The sequence below is a fragment of the Streptomyces orinoci genome, from assembly GCF_003121295.1.
Classification (GTDB): Bacteria; Actinomycetota; Actinomycetes; order Streptomycetales; family Streptomycetaceae; genus Streptomyces; species Streptomyces orinoci.
In genome coordinates, this window is the sequence record NZ_PHNC01000010.1 from 87952 (window position 1) to 100407 (window position 12456).

Annotated in this window: 9 protein-coding genes and 1 riboswitch; of the genes, 4 read left to right on the forward strand and 5 right to left on the reverse strand. The window is 72.8% G+C overall.

Translation table 11 applies throughout. The features are described 5' to 3' along the window. The first annotated feature begins 167 nt into the window (after window positions 1-167). Window positions 168-1094, forward strand: coding sequence for a trypsin-like serine protease (locus CV755_RS07790; RefSeq protein ID WP_109279437.1), 927 nt, complete (start codon window positions 168-170; stop codon window positions 1092-1094). Window positions 1095-1371: 277 nt separating this feature from the next. On the opposite strand, the gene CV755_RS07795 is transcribed toward CV755_RS07790, so the two are convergent. The 4 genes from CV755_RS07795 to cobN form a co-directional block, all read right to left on the reverse strand. Next, on the reverse strand, window positions 1372-2115 hold the full coding sequence (locus CV755_RS07795) for a hypothetical protein (RefSeq protein ID WP_109279438.1): 744 nt from the start codon (window positions 2113-2115) through the stop codon (window positions 1372-1374). Next, window positions 2115-3374 carry a VWA domain-containing protein gene (locus tag CV755_RS07800; RefSeq protein WP_109279439.1) on the reverse strand — a complete coding sequence of 420 codons (1260 nt, stop codon included), beginning with the start codon at window positions 3372-3374 and terminating at the stop codon, window positions 2115-2117. Before CV755_RS07800 ends, CV755_RS07795 begins: the two co-directional genes overlap by 1 nt. Before the next feature lie 60 nt (window positions 3375-3434). Beyond that, the gene (locus CV755_RS07805) at window positions 3435-4208 is read right to left on the reverse strand and encodes a hypothetical protein (RefSeq protein ID WP_109279440.1); all 774 of its coding nucleotides are present in this window, start codon (window positions 4206-4208) and stop codon (window positions 3435-3437) included. A 107-nt stretch (window positions 4209-4315) separates the two neighbouring features. Further along, the gene (gene cobN, locus CV755_RS07810) at window positions 4316-7915 is read right to left on the reverse strand and encodes a cobaltochelatase subunit CobN (protein ID WP_109279441.1); all 3600 of its coding nucleotides are present in this window, start codon (window positions 7913-7915) and stop codon (window positions 4316-4318) included. Between the two features lie 40 nt (window positions 7916-7955). Next, window positions 7956-8076: riboswitch (cobalamin riboswitch) on the reverse strand. Between the two features lie 225 nt (window positions 8077-8301). On the opposite strand from cobN, the gene CV755_RS07815 reads away from it, so the two are divergent. From CV755_RS07815 to CV755_RS07825, 3 genes are read left to right on the forward strand one after another with little or no spacing between them, the layout of a single operon-like run. Then, window positions 8302-9603: a cobalamin biosynthesis protein CobG gene (locus CV755_RS07815; protein ID WP_241561038.1), complete on the forward strand. Its 1302-nt coding sequence runs from the start codon at window positions 8302-8304 to the stop codon at window positions 9601-9603. Beyond that, on the forward strand, window positions 9600-10244 hold the full coding sequence (locus tag CV755_RS07820) for a precorrin-8X methylmutase (RefSeq protein WP_193553370.1): 645 nt from the start codon (window positions 9600-9602) through the stop codon (window positions 10242-10244). Before CV755_RS07815 ends, CV755_RS07820 begins: the two co-directional genes overlap by 4 nt. Then, the gene (locus tag CV755_RS07825) at window positions 10241-11749 is read left to right on the forward strand and encodes a precorrin-2 C(20)-methyltransferase (RefSeq protein ID WP_109279443.1); all 1509 of its coding nucleotides are present in this window, start codon (window positions 10241-10243) and stop codon (window positions 11747-11749) included. Before CV755_RS07820 ends, CV755_RS07825 begins: the two co-directional genes overlap by 4 nt. Before the next feature lie 181 nt (window positions 11750-11930). On the opposite strand, the gene CV755_RS07830 is transcribed toward CV755_RS07825, so the two are convergent. Beyond that, a complete protein-coding gene (locus tag CV755_RS07830) occupies window positions 11931-12383 on the reverse strand; it encodes a hypothetical protein (protein WP_241561039.1) in 453 nt (150 codons plus the stop codon). Between the last annotated feature and the right edge of the window lie 73 nt (window positions 12384-12456).

The following is a 12456-nucleotide window of genomic DNA, read 5'->3' on the forward strand; positions in this document are numbered from 1 at the left end:
TAGTCCTTGGCCGGTAAACGAGCGATGAAGGACTTAACCACGGGTTGATCGCCCCCGCTGTCCTGGTGAATCCTGCCGCGTCCGGCTCCCGGCACCGGCCCGGCGCCGGGCGGACGATGGCACGCTCGCCTCATACGTGCCCCCGCGCATCAGGGAGGACTTGGCCGATGAGCAGACCCTTCGCCGTACGCGGACTCGTCGCCCTGTTAATCGCTCTGCCGGCCGTGAACCTTCCCGTGCCCGCCGCCCGGGCCGAGCCCGGCTGGCGGGCCACGGCGGTGGCGGCGGAGGGCTACTGGACGCCCGGCCGGATGGCGGCGGCCCTGCCGGCCGAGGACGAGCACCGCAGGTCCGCTCCGGGCCGGCCGCAGCCGGCGCCGCCCAGCCACTCCTTCGACGGGCTGCCCCAAGTGGGCACCTTCTTCTGGACGGACGGGCACAACAAGGGGCGGTTCTGCGGCGGCACGGTCGTCCGCAGCGCGTACCACGACCTGGCGGTGAGCGCGGCGCACTGCCTGCGCCGCGCGGACACCAAGAAGCAGCTGTCCTTTGTGCCGCAGTACCACGACGGGCGCAAGCCGTATGGCGTCTTCCCGGTGAAGCTGATCTATATCGACCCGCGCTACTACGACCTGGGCACCGATGGCGGGGCCCGCTGGGACTACACGGTGGTGCGGCTGGGCGCCCGCAGCGACGGGACCTCGGTGGAACGCGCGGTGGGCGGCTTCGACCTGGCCGTACGGCCCGGCTACAGCCATCGCAAGGTACGGCTGATCGGCTACCCCGGCAGCAGTGACGCCAAGTACCCCAAGCCGCTGGACTGTTCCTCCTCCACCCACCGCTACACCAGCACCGACCCCCGGGCGCCGGGTGACTTCCTGGAGATCGCCTGCGCCGGCTATATCGGCGGCACCTCCGGGGGGCCGTTCCTGGTGCGGGACCTGGTCGGGTACGGCTATGCGGTGATCGGCGTCATCGGCGGCTACCACACCGGCGGGGACACCCCGGACATCTCCTACAGTGCCTACTTCAACGAGGACATCTGGGACCTGTATGTGAGCGCGGTACGCGGCGAGAAGCCGGCCGAGCCCTGACCGGCCCGGTGCGGCCCGGCCGGCCGGTGCCGCGCCAAGACCAAGGGGCTCCTCGGATGTGGTCCGAGGAGCCCCTTGGCGCGTCCGGCTGGGCGGTGTCCGACGGCTCGTGGACCGTGCCGGCGGCGGGTGCCGTTCCTCCGGTGAGCGGCCCCCTCCACCTGTCACGCGTCAAGTGCGGGCCGTCTGTGGCTGGTCGCGCCCACGCGGCGGAGCCGCCTATCGAACAGCCGCCCCGCGCCCCTTACGGGGTGCCCCAAGAGCCATCGGAGAGCCCCTAGCCGGCGCCGGGCCGGCTGCGGAACCGGTGCGGGTGCCGGGTCAGGGTGTATCCCCCGATCCCGGCCAGCGCGGCCAGCAGCGCACCGCCGCCCGTCCACAGCCAGCGGTCCGACCACCAGCCGCCGGTCCAGCCGTCCTTGGGCTCGGCGACGGCCCCGGCGTGCAGCGGGGCGCCCAGTTCGCCGCCTCCGGCATGGGCACCGCCCGCGTCCCCGGCGGTGGCCTCCACCTCGGCCCTGACCGGCAGGCCCAAGTCCTCCTCGGGGCCGTCCGCCACCGTCAGCCGCAGGTAATACGCGCCGGGCAGCGGGTCATCGGACCAGCGCTCGGCCCAGGGCCGCACGGTGCGCAGGGTGCAGGTGAGGGTGACCGAGGAGTCCTGCTGCCCGGCCTTCTTCTCCGGCTCGCCGGAGGCGCAGGGCTGGCGGCGGCGCAGCCCGTCGAAGACATCCAGCCGCCAGGTGGCCGCGCCATGCCGGGCGGAGACGTCCGCCAGATTCACCGTGGCGGTGGCGGTGGGCCGTTGGCCGGCCCCGGCCGGGAACTGCCAGTAGAGGTAGTCACCGGCGGAGGCACTGGCGGTGGCCTTCTGGCCCTGCTTGACGGCGGTGGCGGTACGGAAGGTGGTGCCGGCCTCGGTGGGCGCGCCGTCCTCCCCCTTGGCCGAGGCCGGTACGGCGGCGGCCAGCAGCGCCGTCACCGCCAGCACGGCATGGCTCAACACTCGGAAGGCACGCATCAGTTCTCCCTCCAGACGGCGACCCGCCAGCGGGCCAGCCAGCCCCACAGCAGACCTGCGATGAGCCCGGTGCCGCCCAGCACCAGCAGCAGGATCCAGCCCCGGCCCAGCCCGAAGGCCGCCAGGTCCGAGGGGTTGTCCGGCCCCTTGACCAGGTCCACGGCCAGTTCCACCGGCAGGCCCGGGTCACGCTTGACCGAGGGCGGCGCGGAGAAGGAGCTGGAGACCTCCAGGCAGACCGTCCGGGCCTGGTCGTCGCCGCCCTTCTTGGCCTTGCCCACCGGGTAGCGCAGTCCGGAGGACATCACATCGGTGCGCCCGCTGCCCGCGTCCGAACCGCGCACCAGCTCCTGCCCGTTGTCGCCCACCGCGCGCACCAGTACGCCGTAGTCCCGGTCCACCTGGCGGTCGGCGGTCACGCTGGCGGCGGCCCGCAGCTCCTGGCCGGGCTTCACCTTGACCTTGTACCAGCGGTGTTCGCCGAACTTCTCGCGGTCGGTGAAGATACCGGTGCCGATCTCGGGCGCGGACGGGCAGTCATTGCCGCCCTGTGCGGGCCGGGGTGTGTCGTCGGGCGCCTTGGAGCGGCGCACCAACTGCTTGAGCCGGCCGGAGAGTTCCTCCTTGTGCCGCACCGAGGTATAGGTGCCGCCGGTGGCCCCGGCGATGCACTCCAGCTGGGCGCGGGTCTTGTCGTCGTGCGCCAGGCCCAGGGTGTCAATGGTCAAGTGGGTGCCGTTGGCGGCGAGTTCGCGGGCCACATCGCAGGGGTCGGGCGGGGCACAGTCGTCCTCGCCGTCGGTGATGAGCACCACCCGGCGGGTGCCGCCGTCGGTGCCCAGGTCCTGGTCGGCGCTGCGCAGCGCCAGGCCGATGGGCGTCCAGCCGGTGGGCCGCAGGGTGGCCACCGCCGTCTTGGCCTCGGTGCGGTCCACCTGGCCGACGGGATAGAGCTGTTTGGTGTCCTTGCAGCCGACGGTCTTGTCCTCACCGGGGTATTCGGACCCCAGGGTGCGGATGCCCAGCCGTACGCCCTGCGGGAGGGCGTCGATGACCTCGTCGAACGCCTGCTGCGCCACCGAGATGCGGGACTGGCCGTCGATGTCCCGGGCCCGCATCGAGCCGCTGACGTCCAGCACCAGCTCGACCTTGGGGGAGTCCTTGGGCGGCCCCTCGGCGGCGCTCGCCGGCAGGGCACTCCCGGCCAGGGCGGCGAGCAGGGCACAGACGCCCGCCGCCAGCCGTTTTGTGATGATCATCCGAGGATCTTAGTGAGCGGTGGGGGGCCGACTCAAAACGGGAGTTGGCCCCCGCGCTGTTCAGCTCCCCTGCTGCTCCTTCAGCTTGGCGATATCCACGGTCTGGTCGGCCGGGGGCTCCTTGGGCTGTACCGGCTTGTCGAAGTCGGAGAAGTCCACCTTGCTCTTGCCGGCCTCGATGATCTCCAGCGGGTACGGCTTGCCCGTCGCGGCCACGTCGATGACCGTCTTCTTGGGGTTGGTGAGCGGAATGACCGGCTGACCGTTGACGGTGGCCGGAGCGCCCTTGGTGAAACCGTCGTTGCTGTCGCTGTCCTTGGCCATGCTGGCCTGAACGGCGGCCAGATTGCACATCCTGGTCGTCTTCTTGAGCTTGTCGTCAGCGGTGGTGCCGTAGAGATAGTGCCCCTTGAACAGCTTGCCGGCCTCGGAACGGTTGCTGTGCTGCTGCCAGTAGGCGTCGTCGGGCTTCATCCACACCCTGTCGCCGATCTTGATGAGCTCCACCGAGGCGCCCTGGTTGGAGGCCGTCCCCATGCAGTCGCCCTGCCGGTTCACCGACAGATCCACGGTTTTGCCCGTCCCATCGGCCCGGGCCACCTTGATATGCAGGGACGTGGCCGACATCAGCGCCTGCTTGGCCTTGTCCGCCATCTCCTTGCCGGAGAGCTTGTCCAGTTCGCCGTGCGGCTGCTGCGCCGCAGGGGCGCTGCTGGACGAACCGCCGTCCTTGGCATCCGACTTGTTGTCGCCGCTCTTGCCCCCGCACGCCGAGAGCCCCACCACCGCCGCCATACAGGCGGCCACCACCACGACGCTGCGCTTCGGTGCCATGTAAAACAATCCCCCATAATTTTCACTGGTCTTTATCCAGTGCTTACCTTACGGGGCGCCTCGGACAACGTGATCACGACCCCGCCGTCCGAGGCGGCACACGACGGTCAGCCGTCGCCCTCCAGCTCCCCCTCAGTCTCCAGGAACACCGCCCGCAGGCCCTCCAGGGTCTGCGGGTCCGGCTTGGCCCACATGCCCCGGCTCTCCGCCTCCAGCAGCCGCTCGGCGATGCCGTGCAGCGCCCAGGGGTTGGCCTCCTGGAGGAAGGCGCGGTTCTCCTCGTCCAGCACATAGGTCTGGGTGAGCTTGTCGTACATCCAGTCGGGCACCACGCCGGTCGTGGCGTCGTAGCCGAACAAGTAGTCCACCGTGGCGGCGAGTTCGAAGGCGCCCTTGTAGCCGTGGCGGCGCATTGCCTCGATCCAGCGGGGGTTGACCACCCGGGCGCGGAAGACCCTGGAGGTCTCCTCCACCAGGGTGCGGGTGCGCACCGTCTCCGGGCGGGTGGAGTCGCCGATGTACGCGGCCGGGGCGGTGCCCTTCAACGCCCGTACGGTGGCCACCATGCCGCCGTGGTACTGGAAGTAGTCGTCGGAGTCGGCGATGTCGTGTTCACGGGTGTCGGTGTTCTTGGCGGCCACCGCGATCCGCTTGTAGGCGGTCTCCATCTCCGCACGCGCCGGGCGGCCTTCCAGTCCCCGGCCGTAGGCGTAACCGCCCCATACCGTGTAGACCTCGGCGAGGTCCGCGTCCGTACGCCAGTCCCGGCTGTCGATCAGCTGCAGCAGACCGGCGCCATAGGTGCCCGGCCGGGAGCCGAAGATCCTTGTGGTGGCCCGGCGTTCATCGCCGTGCTCGGCCAGGTCGGCCCGGGTGTGGGCGCGTACGAAGTTGTCGGCGTCCGGCTCGTCCAGGGACGCGGCCAGCCGCACCGCATCGTCCAGCAGGCCGATCACATGCGGGAAGGCGTCCCGGAAGAAGCCGCTGATGCGCAGGGTGACATCGATGCGCGGACGGCCCAGTTCGGCAAGTGCCACCGGTTCCAGGCCGGTTACCCGCCGGGAGGCGTCGTCCCAGACCGGGCGGATGCCCAGCAGGGCCAGTGCCTCGGCCACATCGTCACCGGCGGTGCGCATGGCGCTGGTGCCCCACAGCGAAAGCCCCACGGACTCCGGCCACTTGCCCTCGTCGGTGCGGTAGCGCTCCAGCAGCGAGTCGGCCAGCGCCTGGCCGGTCTCCCAGGCCAGGCGGCTGGGCACCGCCTTGGGATCGACGGAGTAGAAGTTGCGGCCGGTCGGCAGGACGTTGACCAGGCCCCGCAGCGGGGACCCGGACGGCCCGGCCGGGACGAACCCGCCGGCCAGCGCGTGCACCGCGTGCTCCAGCTCATCGGTGGTGGCGGCCAGCCGGGGCACCACCTCGCGGGCGGCGAACTCCAGGATGTCCGCGACCGGTTGGGGGTGTCCCTGGGCCACCCCGGCCACCGCGGACGGATCCCAGCCCGCCTCCTCCATGGCCTCCACCAGGGCGCGGGCGCGCTCCTCGGCGGCGTCCGCGTCGGTGCGGGTGGCCGCGGACTCGTCCAGCCCCAGCGCCTCGCGCAGCCCCGGCAGGGCGGTGGTACCGCCCCAGATCTGGCGGGCGCGCAGGATGGACAGCACCAGGTTGACCCGCTCCGGGCCGGTGGGCGCGCCGCCCAGGACATGCAGGCCGTCGCGGATCTGGGCGTCCTTGACCTCGCACAGCCAGCCGTCCACATGCAGCAGGAAGTCGTCGAAGCCGTCGTCGTCCGGGCGGTCGTCCAGGCCCAGGTCGTGGTCGAGCCTGGCGGCCTGGATCAGGGTCCAGATCTGGGCCCGGATGGCGGGGAGTTTGGCCGGGTCCATGGCCGAGATGGCGGCGTACTCGTCCAGCAGCTGTTCCAGGCGGGCGATATCGCCATAGGAGTCGGCCCGGGCCATGGGCGGCACCAGGTGGTCCACCAGGGTCGCATGGGCGCGGCGCTTGGCCTGGGTGCCCTCGCCCGGGTCATTGACCAGGAAGGGGTAGACCAGCGGCAGATCGCCCAGGGCGGCATCCGGGCCGCAGGCCGCGGACAGGCCCGCGTTCTTGCCCGGCAGCCACTCCAGATTGCCGTGCTTGCCCAGGTGGATCATGGCGTCCGCGCCGAAGCCGCCGTCCTCGCGGGTGGCCGCGATCCAGCGGTAGGCGGCCAAGTAGTGGTGCGAGGGCGGCAGGTCGGGGTCGTGGTAGATGGCCACCGGGTTCTCGCCGAAGCCGCGCGGCGGCTGGATGAGGATCAGCAGATTGCCGCGGCGCAGCGCGGCCAGCACGATCTCGCCCTCGGGGTCGCGGCTGCGGTCCACGAACATCTCGCCGGGCGGCGGGCCCCAGTGCTCCTCCACCGACTCCCGCAGTTCGCGCGGGAGTCGGGCGTACCAGCGCCGGTAGTCGGCGGCCGGGATGCGTACCGGGTTACGGGCCAGCTGCTCCTCGGTGAGCCAGTCCTGGTCATGGCCGCCGGCCTCGATCAGCGCGTAGATCAGCTCATCGCCGTCGCCCGACTCCAGGCCGGGTACGGGCTCGGTGCCGAAGTCATAGCCCTCCTCGCGCAGCCGCCGCAGCAGGGCGACGGCGCTGGCGGGGGTGTCCAGGCCCACCGCATTGCCGATCCGGGAGTGCTTGGTGGGGTAGGCGGACAGGACCAGCGCAATGCGCTTCCCGGCGGGCGCGATGTGCTTCAGCCGGGCGTGCCGGACCGCGATCCCGGCGACCCGGGCGGCCCGCTCGGGGTCGGCGACGTAGCTGGGCAGGCCGTCGGGGTCAACTTCCTTGAAGGAGAAGGGGACGGTGATGATCCGGCCGTCGAACTCGGGGACGGCGACCTGGGTGGCGGCGTCCAGCGGGGAGAGTCCCTCGTCGTTGTCCTCCCAGGTGCTGCGCGACCCGGTCAGGCAGAGGGCCTGGAGTACGGGGACGTCCAGCGAGGCCAGGGCGCCCGCGTCCCAGGACTCGTCGTCGCCGCCCGCGGAGGCCTCGGCGGGGCGGGTGCCGCCGGCCGCCAGCACGGTGGTGACGATGGCGTCGGCGCCGCGCAGCGCGTCGATCAGCTCGGGCTCCGGCGCGCGCAACGACGCAACGTACAGCGGAAGCGCGCGCCCCCCGGCCTCCTCGATGGCGCCGCAGAGGGCGTCCACAAACGCGGTGTTGCCGCTCATATGGTGGGCGCGGTAGTAGAGCACGGCCACCGTGGGCCCGTCGTTGGCGGCCCTGGGCGTGCGCTCCAGCTCGCCCCAGGCGGGGGCGGCGGCCGGGGGCTCGAAGCCATGGCCGGTGAGCAGCACGGTGTCGGAGAGGAAGCGGGCCAGCTGCTCCAGGTTGGCCGGGCCGCCGTGGGCGAGATAGGCATGGGCCTCGGCGGCGATACCGACGGGGACGGTGGACGCCTCCATCAGCTGGGCGTCCGGGGCCTGTTCGCCGGAGAGCACCACCACCGGGCGGTCACCCGCCAGCAGTTGGTCCAGCCCTTCCTGCCAGGCGCGGATGCCGCCGAGGAGACGCACCACAACCAGCTCGGTGCCCTCCAGGAGCGCCGGGAGGTCATCGAGGACCAGCCGGGAGGGGTTGGCGAGCCGGTACGGCACCGGGCCGCCAGCCGCGCGGGCACTGAGCAGGTCGGTGTCGGAAGTGGACAGGAGAAGGATCACGCGAGGCTTGGCCTTCCTCGGGGTCCGCGCCCCGGGCGGTGGGAGACGGCGGGAGTTCCTGACTCGCCCGGCATCGCTGCCGGGCTCACAGTGGCGGGACCGCGCCGGAGTCTCACCGGCTTCCTCCCCTGTCGCCGTCTACTGGCGGATGCCCATAGTAGCCAGGGGCTGCGCCCTGTCAGGGGCGCGGGGCGGCTCCGCCGCGGGGTGCGACCGGCCACCGCAGGCCCGCACTTGACAACGGCCCCGAGGCGGACCCCTGGGGGCGGAGCTCCCAGGGAAGCAGCGAAGGGTGCGGCCCGGGCGAAATCCCCCACCACCGGGCCCGCACCCGGCGCACAAGCCACAACGCACCCCCACCCCCAACCGTCGGTATGCTCGCCGCCATGCCCGTCGAGCCCGTACCCCCCGCCCACCAGGGCCGCAGCCCCGGAGGTGACGCCTGCCCGGGCGCCCTGCGGCTGCATTCCGCGGCCGACGGCGCGCTGGCCCGCATCCGGATTCCCGCCGGACTGCTGACGAGCCGTCAGGCAATTGCCCTGGCGGACGCGGCCGATGACCTGGGGGACGGGCACTTCGACCTCACCTCGCGCGGCAACCTCCAACTGCGCGGCCTGGCTTCCGGCTGCGGGGCCGAACTGGGCGCCCGGCTGCGGGGGGCGGGGCTGCTGCCCTCGGACCGGCATGACCGGGTGCGCAATGTGGCCGCCTCACCGCTGTGCGGCCTGGACGGACAGGGCATGGGTGCCGACGTCCAGCGCTGGGCCCGCACCCTGGACGCCCTGCTCTGCTCGCATGAGGACCGTTTGCCCGAACTGTCCGGACTATCGGGCAGGTTCCTCTTCGGGCTGGACGACGGCCGGGGTGACATCACGGCCCTGTCCCCCGATGTGACATTGATCGCAACGTCGCACGGCCGGGCCGCGCTCCGCCTCGCCGCCACCGGCCCGGCACTGGAGCTCGCCGCCGAGGACGCCCCGCGCGCCGCCCTGCTGGCCGCCGCCGAATTCCTCGCCGTGCTGCGCACCTCCGGCATCCAGGCCTGGCGGATACACGAGCTGCCCCGTGAACTGCTGCCCGCCGCCGAGACGTTGGCGGCCCGGCTGGCCATCGCGGGCATCGCCACCACCCCCCTCCCCCGCTTCCAGCCGCCGCACGGTAGCCCGCCCCGGCCCGGCATGGTCACCGCGCCGGACCACACCCCTTCCCTCTCGGTGGCCGCACCACTGGGCCGCCTGACCACCGCCCAATGGCGCCTGCTGGCCGACGTCGCGGGCCGCGACGAGCTCCGGGTGACGCCCTGGCGCGGCATTGTGCTGCCCGGCACCGACGGGGACCTCCTGCCGCGGCTGGCCGCCGCCGGACTGGTGACCTCCGCCGACTCCCCCTGGCACCGCGCGGGCGCCTGCGCGGGCCGTCCCGGCTGCGCCAAGTCCCTGGCGGATGTACGGGCGGACGCCGCCGCCTGCCTGGCCTCGGCCCGTCCCGGCGAACCCGGCGGGCCCGTCCCACTGCCGGTGTACTGGTCCGGCTGTGAACGGCGTTGCGGCCACCCGGCCGACGGCGACTGGGTCGATGTACTGGCCACCGGCGACGGCTACCGCGTAACGGCAGGCGGCCGCACCACCACCGTGGCCTCCTCCGACCTGGCCGGCGCGGTGGCGACGGCCCGTATCCCCACCCGATGAACGACGAGGGAACCGTGTTCGACTACGAAAAGGACGGCGCGTCCATCTACCGCCAGTCCTTCGCCACCATCCGCGCCGAGGCCGACCTCGGCCAACTGCCGCCGGATGTCAGCCAGGTGGCGGTCCGCATGATCCACGCCTGTGGCATGACCGACCTGGTGCGCGACCTGGCCTACTCGCCGGGCGTGGTGGCCCGCGCCCGGGAGGCGCTGCGCGCCGGGGCGCCCATCCTCTGCGACGCGAACATGGTCGCCAGCGGCGTCACCCGCCGCCGGCTGCCCGCGGACAACGAGGTGCTGTGCACCCTCACCGACCCCGCCGTGCCCGGCCTCGCCCGCGAACTGGGCACCACCCGCAGCGCCGCCGCCCTGGAACTGTGGCGGGACCGGCTGGCAGGTTCCGTGGTCGCCATCGGCAACGCGCCCACCGCGCTGTTCCACCTCCTGGAGATGGTGGCGGCCGGTGCCCCGCGCCCGGCGGCGGTGCTCGGCATCCCGGTGGGCTTCATCGGCGCCGCCGAGTCCAAAGAGGCGCTGGCGGAAAGCGACTTGGGCCTGGAGTACCTGGTGGTACGGGGCCGGCGGGGCGGCAGCGCGATGACCGCGGCCGCGATCAATGCGATAGCGAGCGAGGAAGAGTGAGCGAACAGCCTTTGACCACGGGCCGGTTGTACGGGGTGGGGCTGGGCCCCGGCGACCCCTCGCTGATGACGGTGCGGGCGGTCGAGGTGATCGGCGCCGCCGATGTGGTCGCGTATCACAGCGCCCGGCACGGCCGGAGCATCGCCCGCTCCATCGCCGAACGGCATCTGCGGCCCGGCCAGATCGAGGAGCCGCTGGTCTATCCGGTCACCACCGAGACCACCGATCACCCCGGCGGCTACCGGGGCGCGATGGAGGAGTTCTATGCGGAGGCCGCCGCCCGGCTGGCCGCGCACCTGGACGCCGGGCGCAGTGTGGCCGTCCTGGCCGAGGGCGATCCGCTCTTCTACAGCTCCTATATGCATATGCACAAGCGGCTGGCGCACCGCTACCCGACCGAAGTGGTGCCCGGCGTCACCTCGTTCAGCGCGGCGGCGGCCCGGCTGGGCGAACCGCTGGTGGAGGGCGAGGAGGTGCTGACCATCCTGCCCGGCACCCTCCCCGAGGAGGAGCTGACGGCCCGGCTGGCCGCCACCGACTCCGCGGTGGTGATGAAGCTGGGCCGCACCTTCCCCGCCGTACGCGGCGCGCTGGAGGCCTCCGGCCGTCTGCCCGAGGCGCGTTATGTGGAGCGCGCCACCATGCCGGGCGAACGCACCGGCGCCCTGGGCGAGATCGATCCCGCCTCGGTGCCGTACTTCTCGATGGCCGTGCTGCCGAGCCGGGTTGACGCGCCGCCCGCCGTGGCGGCCGGCGAGGTCGTGGTGGTGGGCCTCGGGCCCGCCGGGCCGCTGTGGCTGACCCCCGAGGCCCGTGGCGCCCTGGCCGCGGCCCAGGACATCGTCGGCTACAGCACCTATGTGGACCGGGTGCCGGTACGCCCCGGCCAGCTGCGGCACTCCTCCGACAACAAGGTGGAGTCCGAACGCGCCGAGTTCGCCCTGGACCTGGCCCGCCAGGGCCGGCGGGTGGCGGTGGTCTCCTCCGGCGACCCGGGCGTCTTCGCCATGGCCACCGCCGTGCTGGAGGTCGCCGCCGAGGACCCGTACCGCGAGGTCCCGGTCCGTATCGTTCCCGGCATGACCGCCGCCCACGCCGCCGCCTCCCGGGCGGGCGCGCCGCTGGGCCACGACTACGCGGTGGTCTCGCTCTCCGACCGCCTCAAGCCCTGGGAAGTCATCGCGGCCCGGCTGCGCGCCGCCGCCGAGGCCGACTTGGTGCTCGCCCTCTACAACCCCGGCTCCCACAGCCGCATCTGGCAGGTCGGCAAGGCCCGCGACCTGCTGCTGGAGCACCGCGCCCCGGAGACCCCGGTGGTCCTGGCCCGCGATGTGGGCGGCCCCACGGAGCGGGTGCGCATCGTCGCCCTGGGCGAACTCGACCCCGCCGAGGTCGATATGCGCACACTGCTGATCGTCGGCTCCAGCCAGACGCGTACGGTGCGGCGGGGGCCGGGCGGTGACGAGCGGATCGTGTGGACGCCGCGGCGGTATCCGGAGGGGTGACGGGGGCACGGCCGGAGCCGCTCATGCGTCCGTCCCGCAGAGAGCTCCGGCCGCCGCCCCACGGTCCCGGGTTCCGGGGGCGCAAGCCCCCGGGTCTCTCCCCGCCGCGACGGCGATCAGCCGCCACGGCTCGGTCCGGCGGTGCCCGACCAAGCCGCGCCCATGAGCGAAGGCCCGCCGGTCAGCGCGCGCCTGCGGCACCAAGAGGAGCAGCGGGCCGAATCGTCAACTCAAAGCCCAGCAAGACCCATTGACAATACAGACTCGTTGCCGACGGGGGTGGCCCGGTAAACGCGCGGGCCTCGTTGTGGACCGCCAGGCACGTGTCCATCGCCTCGCGCCATCTGGGATCCTCCCGGTCCAGGGAGTTGGCGGCGTCCAGCGCCGCCTGGTAGCGCGCCGCCAGGCCCGGGCGGCGGGCGATCTCGATCTCCGTGGCCCACTTCAGCTGGAAGGCGCGGATCGGAGTGAACGACGCATGCTGCGTCGCCGCCGTGAACGCCATGTCGCGGTCCGCCTGGAATTCCGCGAGCCGGGAGGAGGCGACCTTGGCGAGGGCGGCCCGCAAGGCCGGAAAGGTCAGCTCGGGCCGCGGAATGATCTCGGCCGGTTCCTCGGCGGGCTGTGCGGTCATGCGGTCCTCCTCCGTGTGCGGGTACGGCGCACGACGAACCGTACCCGCCCGCCACCACGCCCCGGAGCGCAAC